Source organism: Ruegeria sp. AL7 (genome assembly GCF_056536105.1).
On record NZ_JBQFJF010000001.1, the window covers coordinates 2580826 to 2607713 of the forward strand.

Below are 26888 nucleotides of genomic sequence, written 5' to 3' on the forward strand. Positions count from 1 at the left end.
ACAACCTAATCTGTTCGACCTATATGGTGCCGGTATGCCAACCTGTGGCGCGTAAGGAAACCCCATGTCTCTTGGAACGAAAATCGCGTGGGACGATACCGTCCTGCCCTTTCAACTCGATGTATCGGATATGCGTGGCCGTGTGGCTCGTCTGGATGGTGTGCTGGATGGCATCCTCAAGCAACATGACTACCCCGAACAGGTCGAGGCGCTGGTGGCCGAGATGGCCCTGCTGACCGCATTGATCGGGCAGACGGTTGCGCTGCGTTGGAAACTGTCGTTGCAGGTGCAATCCAAGGGGCCTGTGCGCATGATTGCGACCGACTATTACGCACCCAAGGCCGAAGGCCAGCCGGCGCAGATCCGGGCCTATGCCAGCTTTGACCGTGACCGGCTGACAGATGCGACACCCTTCGATCAGGTGGGTGAAGGGTATTTTGCCATCATGATAGATCAGGGCGAAGGCACACAGCCATATCAGGGCATCACTCCGCTGACCGGAGCCTCTCTCAGCGCCTGTGCCGAGGCCTATTTTGCACAGTCCGAGCAGCTGCCAACCCGGTTCTCGCTGAGCTTTGGCAAATCGACCGAGCCCGGCGTGGATGAACATTGGCGTGCCGGCGGCATCATGTTGCAGCATATGCCCAAAGCTTCGCCATTTGCCGCCTCGGGTGAGGGCAATGGCGAGATCCTGACCGCCAGCGATCTGGTCGACGGCGAAGAGGGCGAGAACTGGGGCCGGGTCAATATCCTGCTGGACACAGTCGAGGATCTTGAGCTGATCGGTCCTTCGATTGCGCCGACTGATTTGTTGGTCCGGTTGTTCCACGAAGAACAGCCACGGGTCTTTGATGCGCAGTCCGTGCAGTTTGGCTGCACCTGTTCCGAAGACCGGGTACGGCAGAGCCTGTCGATCTATTCGGCAAAAGACCTCGAAAAGATGACGACGCCCGAAGGTCAGGTCACCGCCGATTGCCAGTTCTGCGGCGCACACTATGTGCTTGACCCGTCAACGGTTGGCTTTGAAGCCGAAGACCGAAAGGGTGCTTGACCCGATTGAACAGATCCGGACGGCGCTGCGCCGTCCCGGTCACGGGTCCAGCGATTTTGACCTGAACCCGGATACTGTCCTGCCACCCGGCCGCCGCCTGCGCCCGGCGGGGGTTCTGGTTGCAATCTCGCTTGCGGATGACACCCCTCGGGTGATCCTGACGAAACGGTCCTCGGCCCTCAAGCATCATCCGGGTCAGATCGCGTTTCCCGGTGGCAAACAGGACGAAGGGGATGCGGATGTCACGGCAACGGCCCTGCGCGAAGCACAGGAAGAGATCGGCCTTCCCGCGGACCTTCCCGAAATTCTGGGTTACCTGCCGACGCATGAAACTGTCACTTCATTCACGGTCACACCCGTGGTGGCCGTTCTTCGAAAGGGATTTCAACCTGTTCCGGAACCCGGCGAAGTCGACGAAGTTTTTTCGACCCCCCTTGCGCATCTTTTGAATCCCAAGAATTATCTGGTGGAATCGCGCCGTTGGCGCGGACAAAAACGCAGATATTACACAGTTCCGTACGGCCCTTATTACATATGGGGTGCGACGGCCCGCATATTGCGCGGGCTTGCAGCGCGGGTGAATGAATGATGCAGATTGAGGAGCTTTGGGTCAGCGAACCGGCGACCCAAAAGGTATGCGCCGCCCTGACCTCATCCGGGGCGCAGGCGCTTTTTGTGGGTGGGTGCGTGCGCAATGCGCTGCTGGGCGCGCCGGTGTCGGATATCGACATTGCCACTGATGCCCGGCCTGAACAGGTTGTCGAGATGGCGCAGGCTGCGGGCCTCAAGGCCATCCCCACCGGTATCGACCATGGCACGATTACAGTGGTCAGCGCCGGTATCCCGCACGAGATCACCACTTTCCGGCGTGACGTCGAAACCGATGGCCGCCGCGCCGTCATCGCCTTTTCCGATCACGTCGAAGAAGATGCTGCGCGGCGCGATTTTACCATGAATGCACTTTATGCAAGGCCCGATGGCACTGTGTTAGACCCGCTTGGCGGGCTTCCCGACCTTCAGGCCCGGCGGGTGCGGTTCATCGGTGAGGCTGAGGACCGCATTCGCGAAGACTATCTGCGTTCACTGCGCTATTTCCGGTTTCACGCCTGGTATGGGGACCCGGATGCCGGTTTCGACCCGGACGCGCTGGCTGCCATTGGTGCCAATCTTGACGGGCTGACCTCGTTGTCGCGGGAACGCGTCGGGGCGGAACTGCTGAAGCTGCTGGGCGCGCCTGATCCGGCCCCGGCCATTGCGACGATGCGCAGCACGGGCGTATTGGCAAAATTGCTGCCGGGCGCGGATAACCGGTCACTGGCTCCTCTGGTCGCTTTGGAACATGCGGCAGGTGCCGAACCGAACCCCGTGCGCCGTCTGGCGGCCATCGCGACACCCGATGACGCCGCAACCCTGCGCCTGAGCCGTTCGCAACTGCAACGCCTGACCGGAATGCGGAGCGAAGCGCAGTCAACCACCAGCGTGGCTGAACTGGGCTATCGGTATGGTGACGAAGGCGGTTTGAACAAAACCCTTTTGCGGTGCGCTTTTTTTGAACAGCCCTGGTCCGAAAGCTTCAGACAGGACCTGCACGCAGGCGCAGCCGCGCGTTTCCCGATACAAGCCAAAGACCTGATCCCCGGGTTTACCGGACCGGCGCTGGGCCAAAAGCTGGCCGAGCTTGAAAGCCGGTGGATCGCGTCGGGTTTTGCGCTGTCGCGCGAGGACTTGCTTGCAAGTTAATGTTTAGTCTCAAAAGGGGATGACAACTTTGGTCCATTGTGGTTAGGTGCGCCCGTCACATGGATGGAGGAATGCGAATGTATTACGGGATCTGGTTCGGCTAAAGCCGGGACACTTGCCCCGTAAAGGGTGGTGTTCAGGCGCCATCTGTCTTCGCACGTCTTTATCTCTGCTCAATCGGAGCACACTCCATGTTTCGCTATTTCGAAAACCTTGTTGACCCTTTTGTCGCCTATCATGAGGCTGACGCGCCGCCGACCCGGCTGTGGCCGTTTCTGCTGGACTATTCGCGCCCGTTCTATCGGGTGTTTGTCTGGGCTGCGCTGATTTCCATTATCGTCGCCGGTGTCGAGATTGGGTTGATCTATTATATGGGTCGTGTCGTTGACCTGTTGGGCGGCACACCAACCGAGGTGTGGCAGAACCACGGGACCGAGCTGCTGTTGATCGCGGCCTTTGTCCTGTTTCTGCGCCCTTTGTTGCATCTGGTCGACGTACTGATCCTGAACAACACGATTCTGCCGAACTTTGGCACTCTGATCCGCTGGCGCGCCCATAAGCACGTTCTGCGTCAGTCGGTTGGCTGGTTCGAGAATGATTTTGCCGGGCGGATTGCCAACCGGATCATGCAGACACCGCCCGCGGCCGGTGAGGTGATCTTTCAGGTCTTTGACGCGATTTCCTTTTCACTGGCTTACCTGATCGGGGCGGCAATCCTGCTTTATGCGGCGGATGCGCGCCTGCTGATCCCGCTGCTGATCTGGTTTGCGTTCTACGCGATGCTGGTGCGCTGGACTGTTCACCGTGTCGGGCCGGCGTCCAAGGCGGCATCCGATGCGAGGTCAACCGTCACGGGCCGCGTCGTGGACAGCTATACCAACATTCATTCCGTCAAGATGTTCGCCCATGGCCCGCAAGAGCTGGACTATGCCCGTGAAGCGATCGAGGAAACCCGCCGGACATTCCAGATCGAGATGCGGATTTTCACCATCATGGATGCGGTTTTGGTTACCCTGAACGGGGTGCTGATCGTTGGTGTCGTGGGTTGGGCAATTGCCCTGTGGATGCAGGGTTCCGCTTCGGTTGGCGTCGTTGCGGCAGCAACCGCGCTGACCCTGCGCCTGAACGCCATGACCGGATGGATCATGTGGGCGCTGACCAGCTTTTTCCGCCAGCTTGGTATCGTGGCCGAGGGGATGGAGACCATTGCCCAACCCATCGACCTGCTTGACGCGCGCGAAGCCAAACCCCTGCGGTTGACCAGGGGTGAGATCCGGATTCGCGATCTCTCGCACCATTACGGGCGCGAGGCCGGTGGGCTTGACCACATCAACCTGACCATTCAGCCCGGCGAAAAGGTCGGTCTCATTGGGCGGTCGGGTGCCGGGAAATCGACCCTGGTAAAGCTCCTTTTGCGGTTCTATGACGTCGAACGCGGTGCCATTCTGATCGATGATCAGAACATTGCGGGTGTCACACAGGACAGCCTTCGCAGCCATATCGGCATGGTCCAGCAAGACAGTGCGCTGCTGCACCGGTCTGTGCGCGACAACATCCTTTACGGCCGCCCGGACGCGACCGAGGCGCAGATGATTGCCGCAGCCAAACAGGCCGAAGCGCATGCGTTCATCCTTGACCTGCAGGACCCGCAGGGGCGCACCGGGTATGACGCGCATGTGGGTGAGCGGGGCGTAAAGCTGTCTGGTGGTCAGCGGCAGCGGGTAACGCTGGCCCGGGTGATCCTGAAGGACGCACCAATCCTTTTGCTGGACGAGGCGACATCGGCACTGGATTCCGAGGTCGAAGCGTCAATTCAGGAAACGCTCTACGGAATGATGCAAGGTAAGACCGTGATTGCCATCGCCCACCGGCTCAGCACCATTGCGCAAATGGACCGCATTCTGGTGATGGACGGGGGCCGCATTGTCGAAGAGGGCGGGCATTCTGACCTGTTGGCACAGGGTGGCCTTTACGCGCAGTTCTGGGCGCGGCAATCTGGCGGCTTCATGAACCCGGAGGCCGCTGAATGAAGATTGCCGATCTCATCTATCCGTTCAGGACCACTGAAACGCCCCCGCCGCAGACATTGGGGGCGTTTATTCGCTGGAGCCTTTCGGGCGCCTGGCCCATGCTGTTTGTCGCCGCGTTCTTTTCGGCCCTGGCAGGCGCGATGGAGGCTGGAACAGCGTGGATTCTGGGGCGAGTGATTGATGTTGCAACATCCAGCGGGCCCGAGCATTTCATGACCGCCGGGAATATGTGGATGATCTTTGGGGCGGTGGTGTTTTTCATGTTGCTGCGCCCGATCCTGTTTGGGCTGTCTTCGATTTCCAACAACTATATCGTGATGCCCAACATCACGCCTTTGGTGCTGGCCAAGCTGAACCGCTGGACGTTGGGCCAGTCTGTCACCTATTTCGACGATGATTTCGCCGGGCGCATTGCCCAGAAACAGATGCAAACGTCGAACGCCATGGCCTCGGTCGTGTCCGAAACGATCAGTGCGATAGTGTTTGCATTGGCGTCGCTGGTGGGCTCTTTGCTTTTGTTAGGGTCTATTCATCCTTTGGTGATGCTGCCTTTTGCGGCCTGGTTGGTGGTCTATTTCCTGCTTGTGCGCTGGTACCTTCCGCGTATTCGCATGCGCTCGGCCGCACGCGCCGGGGCGCGGGCGATGGTTTCGGGGCAGGTGGTTGACACGATCACCAACATCAAAACCGTCAAGCTTTTTGCACACTCGGATTTCGAAGATCAGGCCGCGCGGCATTCAATGGTCGAGCTGCGGAAAAAATCACTGGCGTTCGGCAAGCTGTCGGCCAGTTTCCGGTTCGTCCTGATGGCGCTTGCCGGCATTCTGCCTGTTCTCCTGCTGGGGGCGACGCTGTGGTTATGGCAGTTCGGAATGGCAACCGCAGGTGACATCGTTGCCGCTGGCGCGGTGTCGGTCCGGATTTCGCAGATGACCGGATGGGTCAGCTTCACGTTGATGGGCCTCTATGCCAATGTGGGCGAGATTGAAAACGGGATGAAGACGCTGGCCAGACGGGACAGGGTCGATGATGCGCGCAGCGCGAAGGATCTTGATGTGACCGAAGGATCCATCTCGTTTGAAGATGTCAGTTTTGCATACGGCCGGGATGTGGGCGGTGTTACGGACCTGACGCTGACTGTGAAACCGGGCGAGAAGCTGGGGATTGTCGGCGCCTCAGGGGCGGGTAAATCAACGCTCGTTTCGCTGCTTCTTCGGCTCTATGACAGGGAAAATGGCGCTATTTGCATCGATGGGCAGGACGTGTCGCAGGTCACGCAGGACAGTTTGCGCCGCCAGATCGGCATGGTCACGCAGGAAACGGCGATGTTCAACCGGTCCGCCCGCGAAAACATCCTCTATGGTCGCCCGGACGCGTCCGAGGCCGAGTTGATCGAAGCAGCAATCAAGGCCGAAGCGCATGACTTCATCCTGAGCCTCAAGGATGGCCATGGCCGCACCGGCTATGACGCTCATCTGGGCGAGCGTGGCGTAAAGCTCAGCGGTGGCCAAAGGCAACGGATCGCCCTTGCACGCGCCATTCTCAAGGATGCGCCAATTCTGGTTCTGGACGAAGCAACCTCAGCCCTTGATTCCGAGGTCGAGGCGTCGATTCAATCGGCGCTTCATCGGGTGATGCAGGGCAAAACCGTTCTGGCCATCGCCCACAGATTGTCGACGCTCAGCGAGATGGACCGGATCATCGTTCTGGATCAGGGGCAAATCGTGGAAACCGGAACGCACGAGGATCTTTTGGATCAGGGCGGGCTTTATGCCCGGTTCTGGCATCGGCAATCTGGTGGTTTCATTCAGGCGGAAGCTGCCGAATAAGGGTTTTGTTGAACCCAAAGCCCGGCTATCAGGCCCCTCATGACGCAGAAATACACAATCACCCGGCTCGGCCATCAGGGCGACGGCATCGCTGATGGGCCCATTTACGCTCCGCGCACCCTTCCGGGTGAGGTTGTCAGCGGCACCCTTGTTGATCAGGTGCTGACCGATATCCGCGTCGAAGTACCGTCTGATGTCCGGGTGAAAGCCCCGTGCCGCCATTACAAAGCCTGCGGCGGCTGTCAGCTGCAACACGCCTCCGACGCGTTTGTCGCCGACTGGAAGCTGAGCATTGTCCGCAACGCCCTGTTCGCGCAGGGGCTTGAGGCGCCGATGCGTCCGACACACACATCTCCCGAACACTCACGCCGACGCGCCACGATTGCCGTCAGGCGGACCAAGAAAGGTACATTGGCCGGGTTCCATGGACGTGCATCGGATACGATCACCGAAATCCCGGATTGCCTATTGCTTGACCCGGCCCTGATCGCCGCAATTCCCGTGGCCGAGGCGCTGGCGGTTCTGGGCGGCAGCCGCAAGGGCGTCTTGGCCGTCACGCTCACCCTGTCCGAAGGCGGGCTGGATGTGGCCGTCAAGGGCGGCAAGCCCCTGGATGGGCCGCTGGAACTGGCACTCGCGCAGGAAACCGAAAAACATGGTCTGGCGCGGCTCAGCTGGGATGGTGAAGTGATCGCCATGCGCCACGCTCCGGTTCAGCGCTTTGGGGCCGCCGCCGTCACGCCACCACCCGGTGCCTTCCTTCAGGCGACCAAGGACGGAGAACAGGCTCTATTACAGGCCGTTTCCGAGGCAACACGGGGTGCGAAACAAATTGTTGACCTGTTTGCGGGCAGCGGCACATTCTCATTGCCTCTGGCAGAAAAAGCCGAGGTTCACGCGGTCGAAGGTGCCACGGACATGGTGCAGGCGCTGGATCAGGGCTGGCGCAGGGCGCAAGGTCTGAAACGCGTGACGACCGAGGCCCGCGACCTGTTCCGTCGTCCATTGATGCCGGATGAACTGAAATCGTTTGACGCAGTCGTTCTGGACCCGCCCCGCGCTGGTGCCGAGGCACAGGTGGCCGAGCTGGTACAGGCCAGACGCCCGGTGATTGCCTATGTCTCGTGCAACCCCGTCACCTTCGCGCGCGATGCAAAAATATTGGTTAACGCAGGCTACACCCTTGAATGGGTGCAGGTCGTTGACCAGTTTCGATGGTCGTCACATACGGAACTTGCTGCGCGGTTTACCCTGAACGCCGCATCTTGATCAAACAGGAGAAAGCGACCCATGGGTTTCAGACAGCGTTTGCTGAACATCATCGAAGCGCCCGCATTCGGGCAATTCATAACGGCTGTCATCATCTTTAACGCAGTGCTTTTGGGGATGGAGACGTCGCCGACCCTGATGGAAGCCGCCGGGCCGCTGATCGTGATGCTGGACAAGCTGTGCCTTGCGATCTTTGTGGCGGAAATCGCCATGAAGCTGACCGCGACCGGACGCAGGTTTTTCACAAACGGCTGGAACAATTTCGATTTCCTGATCGTCGGCATTGCGCTTGTTCCCAGCGCCGGAGGCCTGTCGGTTCTGCGGGCCCTGCGAATCCTGCGGGTATTGCGCGTGATTTCCGTTGCGCCAAGACTGCGCCGGGTGGTTGAAGGGTTCATCTCGGCCCTACCGGGAATGGCCAGTGTTTTCCTGCTGATGGCAATTCTGTTCTATATCGGTGCCGTGATCTCAACCAAGCTGTTCTCGGCAACCTTCCCGGATTGGTTCGGCGATCTTGGCCGGTCAGCCTATACACTGTTTCAGATCATGACGCTGGAAAGCTGGTCTATGGGGATCGTCCGCCCGGTGATGGAGGTTTATCCCTATGCCTGGCTGTTCTTCGTCCCCTTCATCATGGTCACAACCTTTGCCGTGGTTAACCTATTGGTGGGTCTGATCGTGAATTCCATGCAGGATGCGCATCATGCCGAGGATGAGGTCAAAACAGACGCGTATCGTGATGAGGTTCTGGAACGGCTGGAAAGCATCGAACGACATCTGACCGAAAACTTAAACATCAAAAAGTGATTTCAGTTTTCGCATTTTTTGGCATAATAAGCCCCAAAAAACAAAGCAGGCAGTGAAACATGGATCGTCGAGCATTCGGATTGGGGGCGGTAGCAACGCTGGGCCTATCGGCTTGTGCATCAGCCCGTCCAAATTTTTTGACCTATAATGGGCCCGAGGTCACCTCGCTGGTGGTCAACAAGGGCGCGCGCAAACTTTATTTGTTGCACCATGAAGAAATCCTCAAGGAATATGATGTGGATCTGGGGTTTGCGCCAAACGGTACCAAAACCAAACGCGGAGACGGTCGTACGCCCGAAGGAAGTTACCTGATCGATCGGCACAACCCCAACAGCCGGTATCACCTGTCTATCGGGATATCGTATCCCAACTCTCAGGACATCGCCAAGGCTAAGGCTGCGGGAGTTGATCCCGGTGGGGACATCTTCATTCACGGGCAGCCAAATCTACGATCCGAGTTCAAACGCGCCAAGAAAACTCCGGATTGGACCGCGGGATGCATCGCGGTCAAGAATGACGAGATCGAAGAAATCTATGCGATGGTCAACCGAGGGACGCTGATCACCCTGCGCCCTTAGGGGGCACAGGCGCCCACGCTGCAATCCCGAATGTTTCATAGTCGTGCTGGTAGACCTCGGATGCCAGCGCTTCAAGCTGTTCGTCATAGATCTGATCCAGCGTAAACGGAACATCTTGCGCGCACGGGCCGGGAACCGGCGGATTGGGGTGGCCTGTTGAGCGGGCCAGATCCGGCAGAGCCGTGGTCAGCTCTTCTTCCCGCAGAATCAGGTCCGGCATCAAAAAGCTGGCAATACCATCCAGCGTGCGGGACTGGCTGCACCACGTCCCGTCAACGCGGATCGGCGTCTGACCGTTGAGGTTCATGCGCAGGAACCCGAGGAACGCCAGAAACGCATCCCGATGCTGTTCGACCGAGTAATTGGTGTCGCGCACCTGCCCGGGGATCGGCAGGTCAAGGCGGTTGCGCAGGTAATTGCGAACCATCTTGTAACTGCCCGGCCCGGTATCCAGAATGTACTGGCAAAACGCCGAATGCGCCCGTGCCAGCGGGTGGCGCAACACGGTGAACTTCCGGTGTCCGGGGTGGTCTTGCATCCAGGCGCGGATTTTCTTGCGGTTCCGGTTTGTGACCAGATCGTCCGCAGAACAGCCATCCAGCTCGGCCATCCATTGCGCGATAACAGGCTCTATTCCGCCGCGAATGGGCAAATACATCAAATTTGATCTGGCTGCGGCGATATATTGCGGTACCGCCGCCCCTCGGTTTGGCTCGAAACGGGTGGGCTGGTGCAATCCGAACCTGTCCAACCTGGACAGGGCGTCTTGCATCTCATCGGGGTTGGTGACCTTCGATACGGCAGGTGCCGGGTTTTGCGGTTTCAGAGTGTCGTCCAGCTTGCTCAGCCGCGCCTCAACCCCCAGCCATGCGGCTAGACCGTTCAGAACGTCCAACTCGGCCAGGTCGTCATAGGTGATGAAAAAGGCAGTCTGACCGGTTTTCTGTAAATGCCGCTGCAACATGTGTTGGTGGCCGTGGACCTGATCGAGATACTCAGAAAACTCAAGCCCGTCGAACGCAACCTGGGCATTGACGCGGCGCTTCACGTTCTTCAGCAGCCATTGCTGCGTGGCGCGTGCGATTTTCAGGGACAGAAAACTGTCCAGCGGATTGCGTGTGAGAATGATCTTGGCACAGCGTGGATCGTTCAGCACTGGCTTCAGAATGCGTGGGTCATGGTCCTGGAAATATCGAAAACCGTTCAAGTCGCCCGGTGCCGACCTGATTGCCTTCAACAGCCGCATCGGATCTGCGTCGCGGTCTTCCAGCGACAGACCCAGAAGGGTATCGGACTTCAGGTTGCCGGCAAAATGCGGGTTGAAGGCTTCGCCATGGCAGGAAACCCCTTCCAGCGCGTTCAGATTGGCCTCAAGAAGGTTCGACCCTGTGCGCATGGCAGCCAGAACAACGAAGTAGTCAAAATTGGCTGGCATGGGTGATTACTGCACCAGATAGGGTTTGCGATAGGGTTTCGTCTGACGGCCGAACACATCGTCCGAAGGAAAATCGCCCATCAGGTAAGGGTGCATACCCTGGTTCTTGAGGTTTTGCAGGAACTTCCCGAAGCCGGACAGATCGACCATTGTGGGCGCTTCTGTCAGGTGGCTGGACTGATGCGCGCCAATCTCGTCCAGGATTGTCTGCAAGGGCTCCATCGGTGCTTCAATGAAATCGGCCAGAGACCAGCTGCGCATCCGCGCTTTGGTCCAGACCGAGGTCAGTACCTCAAGCTGTTTGGTTTCGATCTGTTGCAGACGCGCGGCCTCGCACCGGATATCCGAAAAATTCAGGTTCGACCGGAATAGCGGAATCGCCCAGGCCCCGGTGATGACCGAGATTTGCGCATTCTTGTCCCGCGCCAGAAACCAATTGATGTCCTGCGTGTCGCGGGGGCTGAACTGGAAACACTGGCGTTCGCCGCGTGTGTTCCAGATCAGATTCGACAGAAAGGCCGTCGGATTGTAATCGCGCAGCAAAGCACAATCGCTAAGCGCACCGTTTGTGATGGTTTCACCCTTTGCAAATTCCGCACGCTCGGGTCCAAACAGATGCCCGTGCACGCGTGTGCCAGTGGCCGCGGCCAGCCAATCTTCGAAATCTTCAAACAGTTCGGAAAAGCCCTGAAATACGGAATAGGGTGACGAGGTAAGGCCGTTTTCACTGCCGTGCCGGGGAAACCGGCTTTGCATGTAAAGCCCGTCACGCCCCCGTGTCCGCCGCTCGACCGCCTTGGAAAACACGCGGTCAATCTTGCCGGGATTGGGTTCTGCCGGTTTCATCGCACTGGCCTGATCGGTCAGAAACGCCTGATACAGCCGTTCCGCACGGGGCCAGATCTTGCGGGCAACAAAACAGTCTGATCGCCGCAGCAATTGCAGATGATCGTCGTAGAAAATGTGCGGGCGGCCCTGATAGTCAAACTTGGACAGGGTCAGGGATCGGCTCTCGATATGTGTGGAATACAGCCGCGCCAATGTCTGGAAATAGCTTTCATCCGGAATCCACACATGGCGGAAGTAGCTGTCATATTGTTTGCGCTTGGGGTCCTGCAGAATGGCAGACAGTGTTTGACGGGTCAGGCACCACCACTGGCTGCCCATATGCGGGACCAGACCGTCGGGGATTTTCCTGCGAAACCCGACCGCGCGCTGAAGCTTTACATATGCGTCGAACAATCCGCGCTGTTTTCGCCAGGAAAACGGGAACCGTAGCGTAAACCTCTCATGATCCAACCCGCCGATTGTCCAGCTGACATCAGACGTTGTCGCGCTTTCGATGAAATCGACACGAGGCCGGTCGGCCAGGTAATCGATCAGCTCCTGAACCGGGCGCAGCGGCAGGCAGGCCCCCGACGACAGGAATATGTGGCGCGTTTCCGGAAACCGCTCCAGCATCAGTTCGGACGCGCTTTGTGAAGCAGCAACGATGCCCCACCCGCCCCAGTCGCATTGATGCCGGTCAGAAAATGCGATCCGGGGGTTGTCGGAACAGGACGCGACGCATCGCGCAAATTCTTCACCGGGCACCTTGCGATCCACATGGATCACAACCGGGCATCCGGCAGCGGTCCAATGGCGCGCGACCTGTTCGGCCCGGTCCAGCGAGGTATGAACCAACATGACGATGCCCAGACCGCTCATGCCCAGTTTCCTTTTGACATCAGGCCCAGAATCTCAAGCTGCCGCCAGTTGATATAGGCCTCAGACCATTCGCACCAGAATACGGGCTTGTCTTCAAGCTGTGCGGCATAGGCCTTGTATTCGCCAGAACCGCTATAGTGCTGGCTGCGCTGCAATTCTTCGCGTGCCTTGTCGCCAAGGGTGTCGATCAGCTTGGCATGAAGCAACGAACCGCTGGCCTTTTCCCCACCCCATTCGTCGTAAACCTGATTCAGTCCGCGCGGCAAAAGCGAGTGGGTCGAGCTGACATAGACATACCGCCGATCCCATTTGACCAGCGGGATCTTGTTCAGTGCCGGGGCTTTGGATGGCTTGTCGCGAAAGAACACCCGCGCCCGCGCGCCCCCCTGAATCCACAGGTTCTTGTAATCGGGGTTCTTGGTGATCGTGTAATTCCCCGGATCGAACCACCGTGCGATTTCAAAGGGATCCTGCCCCTCGCGATAGGTTTCGGCATCGACAGGCCCTTCGGGATACATGTCGATCAGCATGGTGCCAAAGCTGCGCACGGCGCTTCCGTCCAGCCAGTCTGTCAAGGCGCGGATCGGGCGGGTGTCGCAGAAGGGGTAGATAAAAAACTCATCCGGGTCGACGCTCAGAACCCAATGTCCATGCGCGTATTTGCGCAATAGGTAATTCGACCAGTCAAGACCATAGCTTGCACGTTTGTAGCTGCTTGTTGTCCGCCAGACCGATACATCGGCCTGCTCTTTCAGGAATTCGAAACTGCCGTCATCGCTGTCATTGTCGATGAACAGAAAATGGTCGATGCCCAGTTTGCGGTAATATTCCAGAAAGTAGGGCAGGCGAATTTTCTCGTTTCGCACAACGCTCATCAACAGGATATCGTCACGGCGGATGGCAGACGTGTTGGTGCTGGCGGGCTTAAGTTCGCGCCGACGTCTGAGGCAGCGCAGAATACGGCGCTTGCGCCGCAATCTCATCTTGTATGAATCAAACAGGCTCACGCGACTGCCCAACCTTTATTATGACGCGAGCTTTCCCCGAACCTGCCGTGACCGCTGGTGCGACAGGACATTGTGGGTTTATGCCACTTCTACCTCTTCTGAGGCAACTTTTTTAAACCCCGGAAATGGTAAAGGTGCCGTTGATCCCCCTCGATTTGTTTTCAACGCCAGCCGCCGTCACACATCAGCCCCATTTCCAGCAACTGCGACCAGCCGGTATAGCGCACCGATTGCGGGGTCCACATGTCTGGTTGATTGAGTATCTGATCGTAATACGCGCCGAACTGGTTCGGGTCATGAAAATGCTGGCGGCGCAGCTTTTCAGTTTTGGATTTTTCAATAATGTCCGGCAGAAATTTCGTGTGCAGCAGCACGCCGGACGGGGTGTCGCCGCCCGGCCCGTCATACTCTGCGTTCAGGCGGCGGGGCAGGGCGGAATGGCACGAGTTTACATAGGCATAGCGCCGCGACCAGTGCATGAGCGGGATCTTGTTCAGCGTCGGGGATCGCTGCTGCGTCTGGGCAAAAAACACCCGCTCGCGTGCGCCGCCCTGAACCCACAGGTTTCCCATCGGGCTTTGCCGCTGCGCGCGATACGGGCTTGCGTCAAACCAGTTCAGCACCTCGATCGGGTCCGTGTCCGGGTCATAGGTTTGTCCGCCCAACGGCCCTTTTGGATACAGATCCAGCATCAAAGCGCCAAACCCGGCCCGTCCCTGCCGGTCCAGCCATTCTGTGAGCTCATGCAGGGAATGGCGGTCGTGCCGGGCATAAACCAGCAACTCATCCGCATCGACCATCAGGCACCAGTGGCCATGGCCGTAACGCATCTGTAGCCAGCTGAGCCAGTCCAGCCCAAAGCGTGATCCGCGATAGCTGGACCGGGTCTGCCAAAGGGACACATCCGGTTGATCCTGCAGAAATTCAGCCGAGCCGTCATCGCTGCCGTTGTCGACGATCAAAAAATGGTTCACGCCCAGCTGGCGGTAGTGACGGAAGAACGAGGGCAGGCGGGTAATCTCATTGCGCAAAGTGGTAAAGGCCAGCACGTCGCCGCCCCGTATTCTGCTTGTCTGATCTTTCAGGCAGGTCAGTTGATGTCGGCTGCGCATCGAGCGCCAAAGAAGGCGTCGCCGTTTCCAGCGCAACCGGTATCCCTGTCGCCAACCGATATCAGGAAGTGTCTGAACCGTATTGGACGTCACCGGGGCCTCATTTCTCGTAGTGGCCGTTCTGATGCCAGCGCCAGGCATCCGCAATCATCGTCTCTAACGTTGATCTTTTCGGCTTCCACCCCAGTTCGGTTTGGGCGCGGACAGAGCCGGACACCAGCTTGGTGCAATCGCCCGCCCGTCGGGCACCAACCGAATACGGCACCGGGCGGTTGGTGACGGATTTGGAATGCTCGATCACTTCAAGCACGGAAAACCCCGAGCCGGTGCCCAGATTGAAAACACGGCTTTCTTTACCCTGTTCCAACCAGCCCAGCCCCAGAACATGTGCGTCGACCAGATCACAGACATGGACATAATCGCGAATACATGTGCCGTCCGGCGTATCGTAATCGGTGCCAAAAACGGTCAAACCCTCACGCTTGCCATCAATCGCGTCCAGCATCAGGGGGATCAGATGGGTTTCAGGCCGGTGAAACTCGCCCACTTCGCCTTCGGGATCGGCACCAGCAACGTTGAAATACCGGAAAATGACATGGCGCAGCCCATGGGCCGCTTCGAAATCCCTCAGGATGTCCTCGATCGCGCGCTTTGATGCACCATAGGCATTCAGCGGGTGTTGGGCGGTGGCTTCATCCAGAACCACATTGTCATGTTCGCCATATGTGGCGCATGTGGACGAGAACACGAAATCCAGACAGCCTGCCGCAACCGCAGCCTCGACCAGCGTCAGCGATCCGGTCACATTGTTCGACCAGTACAAACCGGGCTGCCGCATCGCGTCGCCCACTTGGCTGAGCGCCGCAAAATGCATCACCGCAACCGGCTTGTGTTTGGCAAATACCTCGTCCAGGCGTGCCCGGTCCAACAGGTCGCCCTGTTCAAACGGCCCGTATTTCACCGCATCCTGCCAGCCGGTGACCAGATTGTCGTAGGTCACGGGAACATAACCCGCCTGCGCAAGCGCCTTGCAGGCATGCGACCCGATATATCCGGCACCACCGGTCACGAGGATTGGTTTCATGAAACGTCCTTTGGAACCAGATTGCCTGTCATCGAGATATGGAAACCGCGGGGCGTCATGGGCAAAAACCGGCTATTCCAGCCCCATCGCGGCCATCATCTCTTCGATCTTGGGCACGTCCTGCGGGTTGTTCAGCTCCCAGAATTGACGGCCCTTGGCGTCAACCTCGACGCACAGAACCTTGCGGCCATTTTCCATGAACCTGAGCTGTTCAAGACCTTCCAGCTTTTCCAGAGGGCCTGTTGGCCAGCCCGGATAGGCCGCCAACGCATCAGGCCTATAGGCATAGACGCCGACATGGTGAAACACCGGCGTGGGTTCATCCCCGCCAAAGGTTTCTGACGTGAAGGGCACGACCTCTTTCGAGAAATACATCGCGCTGTTGTCGCGCCCGAACACGGCGGTTGTTCCGCCAACACGGCCATGTTTTCGGTCGTTCAGCAGGCTGTTCAAAGCGTCCCCGTCGCAACGCAGGACGGGTGTGGCTACGCCAGCGTCGGGTGCCGCGCGCAGCCCTGTGATCAGGTCTTCGACAAACCAATGCGGTGTCAGGGGTGCATCGCCCTGAAGGTTGACCACGATGTCATATCCGCTGCCCAGAACCTTGTGCGCCTCGGCGCAGCGTTCGGTGCCGTTCTGGCAGTTTTCCGAGGTCATCACCACCTCGGCGCCAAAGCCTTCGGACAGCTCGCGGATGCGGTCGTCATCGGTTGCGACCACAACCCGGTCCACACCCGCGACAGAAGTGGCTGCCCGCCAGGACCGTTCGATCAGTGTCATCGAAACGCCGGTCGCGCCGGTCAGCGGCACCAAAGGCTTGCCCGGATAGCGGGTCGAGGCATAGCGGGCGGGGATGGCGATCAGAACTGACATCAGGCCTCCTTCAGCTTAACACCCGGAGCGTACGCGATAAAAAACGGGTTCGCATAGCCCTCTTTGCCATAGAGAAGCGGCGCGTGATCGTCAAATCGCACAACCTGGCCTCCGGCCCCGGCCAGTACCGCGTGCCCTGCCGCCGTGTCCCACTCCATCGTGCGCCCGACCCGCGGATAAAGATCCGCCTCGCCCGTCGCAACCAAACAGAACTTGAGAGACGATCCCGCGCTTTTGCTGTCCTTGACCTGATACTTGTTGATGTAATCCTCGGTGGCCTGATCCCGGTGCGACTTTGATGCCACGACCAAAAGCGCGGAATTGTCCGGGTTAGAGACTGATATTGCGGTCAGGGTGCCGGGCGCATCCTTGTCAAACGCGCCTGTTTCCTCGACCGCCTGACCATCGGCTTGCGTATAGAACATGCGACCCCGCGCCGGGGCATAGACCACGCCCCGTGTCGGCGTTCCGTTCTCGACCAGTGCGATGTTGACGGTGAAATCGCCACGGCGGTTGATGAATTCCTTGGTGCCATCCAGCGGATCGACAATCAGAAAGGTATCCCCTTTTTCGGAATGCGAGGCGGCCTGTTCCTCGGTGATCAGCAGGATATCGGGGAAGGCCTGACGCAGCCCGGCTGAAATCAGCGCATCGGCTGCCTCATCCGCTTCGGTCACAGGGCTGGAGTCTGATTTGACTTTAACGTCGAAATCGTCTGCCTCATAGATTTCCATGATCCTGTCGCCTGCCTCAAGGGCCAGACGCCGGATGACGGGAATAAGCGCGTCGTAGGTCACAAAAATGCTCCGTTCCTGTGGTTTGTTGATCCAAACTCGTGACCGACTTATGATGCGACGGTTACCGAACGGCAAGATATTCATGCCAGGTTAGGGACGACGAGGCAGGAAAGACCCTTTAAGTGTTCTATTACAAGCGCAATCAAACGCTGCTGGGCGGTGCACTGACGACTGCGGAACTGGTGTTTCATGCGGTGGTGCGGAACGTGCGCGCGCAGCATCCGAATGCGGTGATCGCGATTATGCTCAACGTCGTGCAATTGCTGGTGATGATGGTCACCTTCTATCTGCTCATGTCGTTGATGGGCCGGGGCGGGGTTGCCAGGATCAGGGGCGAGTTTCTGCTGTATGTCCTGTCGGGTGTGTTCCCGTTCATGTTGCACATACAATCGATCGGCGCGATTTCCGGGGTTGGATCCTCCAATAACCCGATGATGCTGCATTCGCCGATGAACGTAATGGTCACGATTCTCGCGGCGGCCTTCAGCACTTTCTATAAGTTCCTGCTGGCCATGTTCATCATCCTGTTCGTCTACAGCGTCGCGGTTGCTCCGCTTGAGGTGCAGAACCCTGGCGGCGCCTTCGCAATGCTGGTGCTGGCCTGGTTTACCGGCTGCGCGGTGGGGCTTGTGTTCATGGCGTTGAAACCGTGGGCCCCGACGACCGTTTCGATGCTGACCAATATATATCGCCGTCTGAACATGGTGTTTTCCGGCAAGATGTTCATTGCGAATGCATTGGGTGGCGGGCTGTTGATGATGTTTGCCTGGAACCCGCTGTTTCACATCATCGACCAGACCCGCGGGTTCGTGTTCCGCAACTATTATCCAAGAAACACCAGCTGGGAATACGCGGCCTGGGTTGGAATCGCCCTGTTGATGATCGGTCTTATGGGTGAGTTCTTTACCCGTCAGCACGTGTCGAAAAGCTGGAATGCGCGCCGCTAGCGCGCGACCCGCAGCGTAAGATTTATGCGCCCGCCTTTGGGCAACAGGCGCGAGGATCCAAACCTGATCCGATCCACACCGTGATAGGCAAGCCGCGCCGGACCGCCCATGACGACCACATCCCCCGAGCTCAGCCAGATCGACTCGGTCTTGCCGCCGCGCGTCGTGCTGCCAATCCGAAACAAGGCATCGTCACCCAGCGAAACCGACAGGACGGGCCATGAAAAATCTGCCTCGTCCTTGTCCTGGTGCAGGCCCATTTTTGCGCCTTCCCCGTAGTAGTTGATCAAACAGCAATCGGGCGCTCGCTCGGTACTGACCAGGTTGCGCCAGATATCCAGAATGGCGGCGGGGATTTCCGGCCAGTCACCACCTTTGGGGTGCTGATCCTGATAACGGTACCCCGCCTTGTCGGTCACCCAACCCAGATCGCCTGCCGAGGTCATCCGAACTGACATCTCCTTGCCCGAAGGAGTAACCGGTCGGAACAGGGGCGCGGCTTTCAGAATCGGGCGCAAATCCGCGATCACCCGCGACTGGGCCGCAGGATCAAGATAACCTTTCCTGATATCGAACCCCCGCAAAACCAATCGCGCCATTCCGGAAACCCCAATCCTTTCCAATTCCTTGCCAAAAAAGGCATCAGAATCCCTAAAACCTGCGTTCTACGGTGCTTGCAGGCCTCAGGTCTCGCCCTTATATACGCCGGGACGCGCGATGGTAGTGCTGTCGCGCACATCAGATCGGGGGCGGGATGCCGTAACGGGTCCTGTCGTCGAGACATCGCCTTGAAGAGAAAGGGATTGCAAAAATGGGAAAAGTAATCGGGATTGACCTCGGGACCACAAACTCGTGCGTGGCCATCATGGACGGTTCGCAGCCGAAGGTTATCGAAAACGCCGAAGGGGCGCGGACCACGCCCTCGATCGTCGCCTTCACTGAAGATGAGCGACTGGTCGGTCAGCCTGCAAAGCGTCAGGCGGTCACCAACCCCGACAACACGATCTTTGGCGTCAAGCGCCTGATCGGCCGTCGTGTGGATGATGCCGAAGTCGAAAAAGACAAGAAAATGGTGCCTTATACCATCGTTGATGGTGGCAATGGCGACGCATGGGTTCAGGCCCGCGGTGAAAAATACTCCCCAAGCCAGATCTCGGCCTTCACTCTGGGTAAGATGAAGGAAACCGCGGAAAGCTATCTGGGTGAGGAAGTCACGCAGGCGGTCATCACCGTTCCGGCATACTTCAACGACGCACAGCGTCAGGCCACCAAAGACGCCGGTAAAATCGCCGGTCTGGAAGTGCTGCGGATCATCAACGAACCGACAGCTGCCGCTCTGGCCTATGGTCTGGACAAGCAGGAAACCCAAACCATCGCAGTCTATGACCTTGGTGGCGGTACCTTCGACGTGACCATTCTGGAAATTGACGACGGCCTGTTCGAGGTCAAATCGACCAACGGCGACACCTTCCTGGGTGGTGAAGACTTTGACATGCGCATCGTCAACTACCTGGCGGATGAGTTCAAAAAGGAACACGGTGTCGATCTGTCTGCTGACAAGATGGCCTTGCAGCGTCTGAAAGAAGCCGCCGAAAAAGCCAAGATCGAACTCAGCTCGACCTCGCAGACCGAGATCAACCAGCCGTTCATCTCGATGGGTTCGAACGGTCAGCCGCTGCACATGGTCATGAAACTGACCCGTGCCAAGCTGGAATCCCTGGTCGGTGATCTGATCAAGAAGTCGATGAAGCCGTGCCAGGCTGCTCTGAAAGATGCCGGTCTGTCGGCCGCTGACGTGGACGAAGTTGTTCTGGTCGGTGGTATGACCCGGATGCCGAAAGTGATCGAAGAGGTCACGAAGTTCTTCGGCAAAGAGCCGCACAAAGGCGTGAACCCGGACGAAGTGGTTGCCATGGGTGCCGCCATTCAGGCCGGTGTTCTTCAGGGCGACGTCAAGGACGTGGTTCTGCTGGACGTAACCCCGCTGTCGCTGGGCATCGAGACGCTGGGTGGCGTGTTCACCCGCCTGATCGACCGCAACACCACGATCCCGACGAAAAAGTCTCAGGTCTTCTCGACCGCCGAGGACAACCAGAACGCCGTGACCATCCGCGTGTTCCAGGGCGAGCGTGAAATGGCTGCGGACAACAAAATCCTCGGTCAGTTCAACCTCGAAGACATCCCGCCCGCACCGCGTGGCATGCCCCAGATCGAGGTGACCTTCGACATCGACGCCAACGGCATTGTCTCGGTTTCGGCCAAAGACAAAGGCACCGGCAAGGAACAGAAGATCACTATCCAGGCATCGGGCGGTCTGTCCGACGAAGACATCGAAAAGATGGTCAAGGACGCCGAAGAGAACGCGGAAGCCGACAAGGAACGCCGCGAGCTGGTCGACGCCAAGAACCAGGCGGAAAGCCTCATCCACTCGACCGAAAAGTCGATGGAAGAGCATGCCGACAAGGTCGACCCGACCACGATCGAAGCTATCGAACTGGCGATCGCCGCACTCAAGGACGAGCTGGAAACCGACAATGCCGACAAGATCAAGTCTGGCATCCAGAACGTCACCGAAGCAGCGATGAAGCTGGGTGAGGCCATCTACAAGGCGCAGTCCGAAGAGGCCGAGGACGAGCCTGCCGCGGCAGATGCCGCACATGGTGATGACGATATCGTCGATGCCGAGTTCGAAGATCTGGACGACGACAAGCGTAACTAACGGGTAACCGGGCCAATGTAGGCCGGTCCGGATGCCGGGCCGGCCTATTTACGTTGAGGCAGAAGGAAATACTGATGTCAAAACGCGACTATTACGAAGTGCTCGGCGTGTCCAAGGGCGCTTCGGCGGATGAGATCAAGAAAGGCTTTCGCACGAAAGCCAAAGAGCTGCATCCGGACCGCAACAAGGACAATCCGGATGCCGAGGCGCAGTTCAAGGAAGCCAACGAGGCTTATGACGTGCTGCGCGATGCCGACAAAAAGGCGGCCTATGACCGCTTTGGCCATGCGGCGTTCGAAAACGGCATGGGCGGCGGTGGCCGGCCTGGTGGCGGCTTTGGGCAGGGCGATTTCTCCAGCGCGTTCTCGGATGTGTTCGACGACCTGTTCGGCGATTTCATGGGTGGGCAACGTGGAGGTGGCGGCCGCCGTGCCGCGCGCGGCTCGGACCTGCGCTATAACCTGCGCGTATCGCTGGAAGAGGCGTTCTCGGGCCAGCAGAAAACCATCAATGTACCGACAGCCGTGGCCTGTTCCTCCTGCGAAGGAACCGGAGCAGAGGGCGGGGTCGAGCCGACAACCTGCCCCACCTGTTCCGGCATGGGCAAGGTGCGGGCGCAGCAGGGCTTCTTTACGGTCGAACGAACCTGCCCCACCTGTTCGGGTCTGGGCCAGATCATCAAGAACCCCTGCAAATCCTGTAAGGGTGCAGGTCGCGTCGAAAAAGATCGCGCCTTGTCGGTCAACATTCCCGCTGGTGTCGAAACCGGTACCCGTATTCGTCTGGCAGGTGAAGGCGAGGCCGGAATGCGCGGTGGCCCTCCGGGCGATCTCTACATCTTTGTGGAAGTGTCTGATCACAAATTGTTCGAACGCGACAGCGTAAACCTCTATTGCCGCGTTCCGGTCAGCATGGCCAAGGCTGCCCTGGGCGGATCGATCGAGGTTCCGACAATCGATGGCGGGCGTGGGCGGGTGCAAATCCCGGCAGGCAGCCAGTCGGGCCGGCAAATGCGCCTGCGCGGCAAAGGCATGCCCGCACTGCGCGGCGGCAGTGTTGGCGACATGTTCATCGAACTGGCGGTTGAAACCCCGGTCAACCTGACCAGCCGCCAAAAAGAACTGCTGCGTGAATTTGATGATCTGGGCGAAGACAACCACCCGGAATCAAAAAGCTTTTTCTCATCCGTCAAATCCTTCTGGGACGGCATGAAAAGCTGACAACCAGGGTTACCCCGGGGGCTCTGCCCCCGCCGCCCGTTCCGGGCGCCTCCCCCGGGATATTTCCGGCCAGATGAAGCAGGGATCCTTTATTCATCTGGCTCTAAATATCCCGGAGCGCGAGGCAGAGCCTCGCAAAACACTTCCCAAAGAAACTCAATTGGCCTTATCAGATGACCAAAAGTGGCAATGCATTTGCCAAATTGGGTCTTGATTCCGACCGTCGACCCTGAAATTGTCCGCGACAACCGTTGGGGTGCCCGTATAAGGGCTGAGAGGCGCAACCGCGCTAACCCATCGAACCTGATCCGGGCAATTCCGGCGTAGGGAACGGTCTTATGAACACAGACGTTTTCCCTACCTCGTTGCCCAAAGAAGATGGAGCAACGACATGGCGGCAATTGCCCTGACCATCGCAGGGTCTGACAGCGGCGGAGGCGCCGGGATTCAGGCCGATCTGAAAGCGATGTCGGCGTTGGGTGTATTCGGCGCAAGCGTCATTACCGCCATTACGGCGCAGAACACCCAAGCCGTCACTGCGGTGCATGGGGTTCCGCTGGATGTCATTGCCGCTCAAATCGACGCGGTGCTGAGCGATCTGGACGTGAAGGCCATTAAGATCGGTATGCTTGCGACGCCAGAGATCATTCACACAGTGGCCCAAGGCCTGGAAACGTTCAAAGGGCCCGTTGTTCTTGATCCCGTCATGATCGCAAAATCCGGGGATGCGCTGTTGGCGCAGGAAGCGGTTCGGACGCTGCGCGAAGTGATGGTGCCAGCAGCGACTGTGCTGACGCCCAATCTGCCGGAAGCGGCATGTTTGTTGGATGCGACACCGGCGCAATCACCGGACGAGATGGCCGCACAAGGCCAGGCCCTTTGCGATCTGGGCGCGGGTGCGGTCTTGATGAAGGGCGGGCATGGGTCGGGCGATGTCTGCCACGATCTGTTGGTCGAACCCTCAGGTATCGTGGCCGCATTTCAGGCCCCGCGTCAGAACACAAAAAACACCCACGGAACCGGCTGCACCCTGTCGTCGTCGATCGCTGCCGGTCTGGCCAGGGGCCTGCCGCTGAGAGATGCGGTTGCGCAGGCGCATGATTATCTGCAAGGGGCCATCGCGCGGGCGGATGAGTTGAAGATTGGTGCCGGGCACGGTCCTGTGCACCATTTCCACCGGCTCTGGCCCGCATGACACTCTGGTCGGTCATAGGTGCGGGCGTAGCGGGTCTGGTCGTGGCCAGCGAGCTTGTGTCACGCGGCGCAAGGGTGCAGGTTTTTGATCCGGGCGGCCCGCCCGGCCCGCATGGGTGTTCCTGGTGGGCCGGGGGGATGCTGGCCCCCTGGTGTGAATACGAAAACGCAGAAGAACCGGTGCTGCGGCTGGGGCAGGAAGCAATCGAATGGTGGGCGCAGCGAACGCAGGTAAACAGACGTGGAACCCTTGTTGTTGCCAACGCGCGTGACCTGCCTGACCTGCGCCGGTTTGCGCGCCGAACCGAAGGGTACAGCGAGGTTGATCGGGCGAAAATATGCGAATTAGAGCCTGATCTGAGCAAGTTCGGTAAAGCTCTGTATTTTGAAAACGAAGCTCACCTTGATCCTCGTCAGGCGTTGCGGGATCTGCATCGTCACCTGCAAGGCGCAGGCGTGGAATTCCACCGAAAGCTGGCTCCGGCGCAACTGGACAACGCCATAGACTGCCGGGGCCTGCACGCGCGCGAATATCTGCACGACCTGCGCGGCGTGAAGGGTGAGATGCTGGTTCTTCGTTGCCCCGATGTGACCCTTTCGCGTCCGGTGCGGCTGTTGCATCCGCGGATGCCGCTTTACATCGTACCGCGCGGGGATGGCGTCTACATGCTGGGCGCAACCATGATCGAGTCCGAGGACAGCAGCCGCATCACCGCGCGTTCGATGCTGGAACTGCTCAGCGCGGCCTATGCCGTGAACCCGGCCTTTGGCGAGGCCGAGGTGCTGGAGATCGGCGTCGACCTGCGCCCTGCATTCCCGGACAACCTGCCGCGTATCCGGCGCTTGGGTCGGACAATCTATGCCAATGGGCTGTATCGCCATGGCTATCTGCTGGCCCCTGCATTGGCGCGGGGTGTCGCTGATCTGGCATTGGACAACACACATTCGGAGATGGTCGATGAAGATCGTGCTTAACGGCGAGACGCGGGACGTGCGCGCTGAAACCCTGTCGGATCTGTTGCTGGAATGCGGCTTCTCGGGCTGTGTGGCCACCGCAGTGAACGAAGATTTCGTGCCGTCAAGCCTGCGCATTGCGCACAAACTGACCGATGGCGACCGGATCGAAGTTGTCGCGCCGATGCAGGGGGGCTGAGGATGAGAACGTTCTACGGCATCGAGTTGCCGAACCCGCTGATGCTGGGCACCGCCCAATATCCCAGCCCCGCCATTCTGGAACAGGCCTTTCGTGAAAGCGGTGCGGCGGTTGCCACGGTATCGCTGCGGCGGGAATCCGGCGCAGGGCAGACATTCTGGCAGATGATCCGCGAGCTTGGTGTCCTGATCCTGCCAAATACGGCTGGCTGTCATACGGTGAAAGAGGCGGTGACCACAGCCCATATGGCGCGCGAAGTGTTTGATACCAAATGGATCAAGCTGGAACTGATTGGCCACACCGACAGTTTGCAGCCGGATGTGTTCCAGCTGGTCGAGGCCGCGCGCATCCTGACCGAAGACGGGTTCAAGGTGTTTCCCTACACCACCGATGATCTGATCGTGGGCGAACGCCTGCTCGAAGCGGGGTGCGAAGTGCTGATGCCGTGGGGGGCGCCCATCGGGTCCGGGCGAGGGCTGAACAACGAATACGCCCTGCGGTCGATGCGGGCCGAGTTCCCTGACACGCCGCTGGTGGTGGATGCCGGGATCGGCCTGCCCAGCCACGCGGCCCATGCGATGGAACTGGGCTATGATGCCGTTCTGCTGAACACCGCTGTGGCCCGTGCCGGTGATCCCGTTCTGATGGCCAAGGCGATGGCGCAGGCAATCCATGCCGGACAACTGGCCCATCAGGCAGACCCGATCGAGGCACGCGATATGGCCGAACCTTCGACCCCTGTTGTTGGAAAGGCCTTCCTGTCATGACGCTGGACCGTTTCTATCCGATCTTCGATCACTCGGACTGGCTGCGGCAGATGCTGCCCCTGGGTGTCAAACTGGTGCAGCTGCGTATCAAGGATCAGCCGGTTGAAGTGGTGCGCGATCAGATTGCCGCCTCGCGCGATCTGTGCCGCGACTATGGGGCGGTTCTGGTGATCAACGATTACTGGCAGCAGGCCATCGATCTGGGTTGTGACTGGGTTCATCTGGGGCAAGAAGATCTGGATGATGCCGACCTGAAAACCATCCGAAAAGCGGGTCTAAAGCTGGGTGTTTCCACTCATGACGATGATGAGCTTGAGCGGGTTCTGGCCATAGACCCCGATTACGTGGCGTTGGGCCCGGTCTATCCGACCATTTTGAAAAAGATGAAATGGCATCAGCAGGGCCTGCCCCGCGTGACCGAATGGAAGGCGCGGGTTGGCGACATTCCTCTGGTCGGCATTGGCGGCATGAGCGTCGAGCGCGCAGCGGGGGTGCTGGCTGCCGGGGCCGACATTGTCTCGGCTGTCACGGACATCACGCTGAACGCCGACCCCGAAGCGCGGGTGCGTGCTTGGATCGAGGTCACGAGATGAACCGGTACGCCCGCCAGACGCTGCTGCCCGAGGTTGGGGCTGAAGGACAGGCTCGCCTGACTGCGGCCCGTGTTCTGGTGGTCGGCGCAGGTGGTCTGGCCGCGCCGCTGCTGCCGCTATTGGCCGGGGCCGGTGTGGGGCATATCACAATTGTCGATGGTGACATCGTCGATCTGTCGAACCTGCATCGCCAGACATTGTTTTCAGAAAAAGATTGCGGGCTGTCAAAGGCCGAACGCGCCGCTGACCGATGCCGTGCGTTGAATGCCGAAATCGATGTGATTGCCAAGAAAATGGCTCTAACAGGGGAAAATGCGCCCGATCTGGTGTCGCAGGCAGATATCATTCTGGATTGTGCCGACAGCTATGCGGTCAGTTATTTGCTGTCGGATACCTGTCTGGCACAAGGCAAGCCACTGATCAGCGCCTCGGTACTGGGGCTTTCGGGTTATGTGGGCGGCTTCTGCGGCAGCGCGCCTTCTCTGCGAGCCGTTTTCCCCGATGCGCCGGATAGCGGCGCAAGCTGCGCCACGGCGGGTGTTCTAGGCCCTGTTGTCGGTGTGATCGGGTCCATGCAGGCGCAGATGGCGCTGAACCTGATCTTGCGGCTTGACCCGTCCCCGCTTGGGCAGATGGTGCAATATGATGCGCGAACCCTGCGCAGCACCGGGTTTCGTTTTGATGACGCGCCGGAACCGAACAGCTGTTTCCGCTTTCTCTCTGCCAGTCAGTTGAAGGAGACAGACCAGATTGTCGAACTGCGTGACCCGGACGAAGCGCCGGTTCCAGCTCACCCGAATGCGACGCGCATTTCACCCGAAGAAATTCAAATAATAGACTCTAAAAAAGGGCAACGCCTTGCTCTTTGCTGTGCCACCGGGCTGCGCGCATGGCGCGCTGCCGAGAAAATCCAACCGATTTGGCCGGGCGAGATTGTCCTCGTCGCGGCCTCAACCTCCTGAGAAAAGGAAACGTG

25 protein-coding genes and 1 riboswitch are annotated in these 26888 nt (G+C 59.0%); of the genes, 17 read left to right on the forward strand and 8 right to left on the reverse strand.

Annotated elements, in window-relative coordinates; genetic code table 11:
• Positions 1-64: 64 nt before the first annotated feature.
• The 8 genes from hslO (at position 65) to ACR3E2_RS13025 (ending at position 9304) form a co-directional block, all read left to right on the forward strand.
• Positions 65-1051: an Hsp33 family molecular chaperone HslO gene (gene hslO / locus ACR3E2_RS12990; protein ID WP_480482504.1), complete on the forward strand. Its 987-nt coding sequence runs from the start codon at positions 65-67 to the stop codon at positions 1049-1051.
• Positions 1044-1640 carry a CoA pyrophosphatase gene (locus ACR3E2_RS12995; protein WP_480482502.1) on the forward strand — a complete coding sequence of 199 codons (597 nt, stop codon included), beginning with the start codon at positions 1044-1046 and terminating at the stop codon, positions 1638-1640. Before hslO ends, ACR3E2_RS12995 begins: the two co-directional genes overlap by 8 nt.
• Positions 1637-2791 (forward strand): CCA tRNA nucleotidyltransferase, encoded by a 1155-nt coding sequence (locus tag ACR3E2_RS13000; RefSeq protein WP_480482501.1) that lies wholly within the window; start codon positions 1637-1639, stop codon positions 2789-2791. Before ACR3E2_RS12995 ends, ACR3E2_RS13000 begins: the two co-directional genes overlap by 4 nt.
• Positions 2792-2982: 191 nt before the next feature.
• Positions 2983-4821 (forward strand): ABC transporter ATP-binding protein, encoded by a 1839-nt coding sequence (locus tag ACR3E2_RS13005; protein WP_480482499.1) that lies wholly within the window; start codon positions 2983-2985, stop codon positions 4819-4821.
• Positions 4818-6650 (forward strand): ABC transporter ATP-binding protein, encoded by a 1833-nt coding sequence (locus tag ACR3E2_RS13010; protein WP_480482497.1) that lies wholly within the window; start codon positions 4818-4820, stop codon positions 6648-6650. Before ACR3E2_RS13005 ends, ACR3E2_RS13010 begins: the two co-directional genes overlap by 4 nt.
• A gap of 39 nt (positions 6651-6689) precedes the next feature.
• The gene (locus ACR3E2_RS13015) at positions 6690-7919 is read left to right on the forward strand and encodes a class I SAM-dependent RNA methyltransferase (RefSeq protein WP_480482495.1); all 1230 of its coding nucleotides are present in this window, start codon (positions 6690-6692) and stop codon (positions 7917-7919) included.
• A gap of 21 nt (positions 7920-7940) precedes the next feature.
• Entirely contained in the window at positions 7941-8726 is a 786-nt protein-coding gene (locus ACR3E2_RS13020) for an ion transporter (protein ID WP_480482493.1), read from the forward strand.
• Between the two features lie 59 nt (positions 8727-8785).
• On the forward strand, positions 8786-9304 hold the full coding sequence (locus tag ACR3E2_RS13025; RefSeq protein WP_480482491.1) for a L,D-transpeptidase family protein: 519 nt from the start codon (positions 8786-8788) through the stop codon (positions 9302-9304).
• Here ACR3E2_RS13025 and ACR3E2_RS13030 read toward each other — a convergent pair.
• The 7 genes from ACR3E2_RS13030 to cysQ form a co-directional block, all read right to left on the reverse strand.
• A complete protein-coding gene (locus ACR3E2_RS13030; RefSeq protein ID WP_480482489.1) occupies positions 9288-10739 on the reverse strand; it encodes a nodulation protein NodH in 1452 nt (483 codons plus the stop codon). The two genes, ACR3E2_RS13025 and ACR3E2_RS13030, sit on opposite strands and share 17 nt — an antisense overlap.
• A 6-nt stretch (positions 10740-10745) precedes the next feature.
• Positions 10746-12446, reverse strand: a complete 1701-nt coding sequence (locus ACR3E2_RS13035) for a DUF5927 domain-containing protein (protein WP_480482487.1) — start codon at positions 12444-12446, stop codon at positions 10746-10748.
• Entirely contained in the window at positions 12443-13429 is a 987-nt protein-coding gene (locus ACR3E2_RS13040; RefSeq protein ID WP_480482893.1) for a glycosyltransferase family 2 protein, read from the reverse strand. Before ACR3E2_RS13040 ends, ACR3E2_RS13035 begins: the two co-directional genes overlap by 4 nt.
• 185 nt (positions 13430-13614) lie before the next feature.
• Entirely contained in the window at positions 13615-14658 is a 1044-nt protein-coding gene (locus ACR3E2_RS13045) for a glycosyltransferase family 2 protein (RefSeq protein WP_480482485.1), read from the reverse strand.
• A gap of 7 nt (positions 14659-14665) precedes the next feature.
• Positions 14666-15649 carry a UDP-glucose 4-epimerase GalE gene (gene galE / locus ACR3E2_RS13050; protein ID WP_480482483.1) on the reverse strand — a complete coding sequence of 328 codons (984 nt, stop codon included), beginning with the start codon at positions 15647-15649 and terminating at the stop codon, positions 14666-14668.
• A gap of 72 nt (positions 15650-15721) precedes the next feature.
• The gene (locus tag ACR3E2_RS13055; protein WP_480482481.1) at positions 15722-16522 is read right to left on the reverse strand and encodes a 3-deoxy-manno-octulosonate cytidylyltransferase family protein; all 801 of its coding nucleotides are present in this window, start codon (positions 16520-16522) and stop codon (positions 15722-15724) included.
• On the reverse strand, positions 16522-17319 hold the full coding sequence (gene cysQ, locus ACR3E2_RS13060) for a 3'(2'),5'-bisphosphate nucleotidase CysQ (RefSeq protein WP_480482479.1): 798 nt from the start codon (positions 17317-17319) through the stop codon (positions 16522-16524). The genes ACR3E2_RS13055 and cysQ overlap by 1 nt, the downstream gene beginning before the upstream one ends.
• A gap of 122 nt (positions 17320-17441) precedes the next feature.
• Between cysQ and ACR3E2_RS13065 the strand changes: the two genes are divergently transcribed.
• On the forward strand, positions 17442-18266 hold the full coding sequence (locus ACR3E2_RS13065; protein ID WP_480482477.1) for an ABC transporter permease: 825 nt from the start codon (positions 17442-17444) through the stop codon (positions 18264-18266).
• Here ACR3E2_RS13065 and ACR3E2_RS13070 read toward each other — a convergent pair.
• Complete coding sequence (locus tag ACR3E2_RS13070) at positions 18263-18865, reverse strand: alpha-ketoglutarate-dependent dioxygenase AlkB family protein (RefSeq protein ID WP_480482475.1); 603 nt, start codon at positions 18863-18865, stop codon at positions 18263-18265. The genes ACR3E2_RS13065 and ACR3E2_RS13070 overlap by 4 nt on opposite strands.
• A gap of 212 nt (positions 18866-19077) precedes the next feature.
• Between ACR3E2_RS13070 and dnaK the strand changes: the two genes are divergently transcribed.
• From dnaK to ACR3E2_RS13110, 8 genes are all read left to right on the forward strand, one after another.
• Positions 19078-20985, forward strand: a complete 1908-nt coding sequence (gene dnaK / locus ACR3E2_RS13075) for a molecular chaperone DnaK (RefSeq protein ID WP_480482473.1) — start codon at positions 19078-19080, stop codon at positions 20983-20985.
• 74 nt (positions 20986-21059) lie between these two features.
• Positions 21060-22205 (forward strand): molecular chaperone DnaJ, encoded by a 1146-nt coding sequence (dnaJ, locus tag ACR3E2_RS13080; protein WP_209506917.1) that lies wholly within the window; start codon positions 21060-21062, stop codon positions 22203-22205.
• 242 nt (positions 22206-22447) lie between these two features.
• A riboswitch (TPP riboswitch) is annotated at positions 22448-22552 on the forward strand.
• 44 nt (positions 22553-22596) lie between these two features.
• Positions 22597-23400, forward strand: coding sequence for a bifunctional hydroxymethylpyrimidine kinase/phosphomethylpyrimidine kinase (gene thiD / locus ACR3E2_RS13085; RefSeq protein WP_480482471.1), 804 nt, complete (start codon positions 22597-22599; stop codon positions 23398-23400).
• The gene (locus ACR3E2_RS13090) at positions 23397-24374 is read left to right on the forward strand and encodes an FAD-dependent oxidoreductase (protein WP_480482469.1); all 978 of its coding nucleotides are present in this window, start codon (positions 23397-23399) and stop codon (positions 24372-24374) included. The genes thiD and ACR3E2_RS13090 overlap by 4 nt, the downstream gene beginning before the upstream one ends.
• Positions 24358-24552 (forward strand): sulfur carrier protein ThiS, encoded by a 195-nt coding sequence (gene thiS, locus ACR3E2_RS13095; protein WP_480482467.1) that lies wholly within the window; start codon positions 24358-24360, stop codon positions 24550-24552. Before ACR3E2_RS13090 ends, thiS begins: the two co-directional genes overlap by 17 nt.
• 2 nt (positions 24553-24554) lie before the next feature.
• Positions 24555-25319, forward strand: a complete 765-nt coding sequence (locus tag ACR3E2_RS13100; protein WP_480482465.1) for a thiazole synthase — start codon at positions 24555-24557, stop codon at positions 25317-25319.
• The gene (locus ACR3E2_RS13105; RefSeq protein ID WP_480482463.1) at positions 25316-25912 is read left to right on the forward strand and encodes a thiamine phosphate synthase; all 597 of its coding nucleotides are present in this window, start codon (positions 25316-25318) and stop codon (positions 25910-25912) included. Before ACR3E2_RS13100 ends, ACR3E2_RS13105 begins: the two co-directional genes overlap by 4 nt.
• Entirely contained in the window at positions 25909-26874 is a 966-nt protein-coding gene (locus ACR3E2_RS13110) for a HesA/MoeB/ThiF family protein (RefSeq protein ID WP_480482461.1), read from the forward strand. The genes ACR3E2_RS13105 and ACR3E2_RS13110 overlap by 4 nt, the downstream gene beginning before the upstream one ends.
• Positions 26875-26888 lie beyond the last annotated feature (14 nt).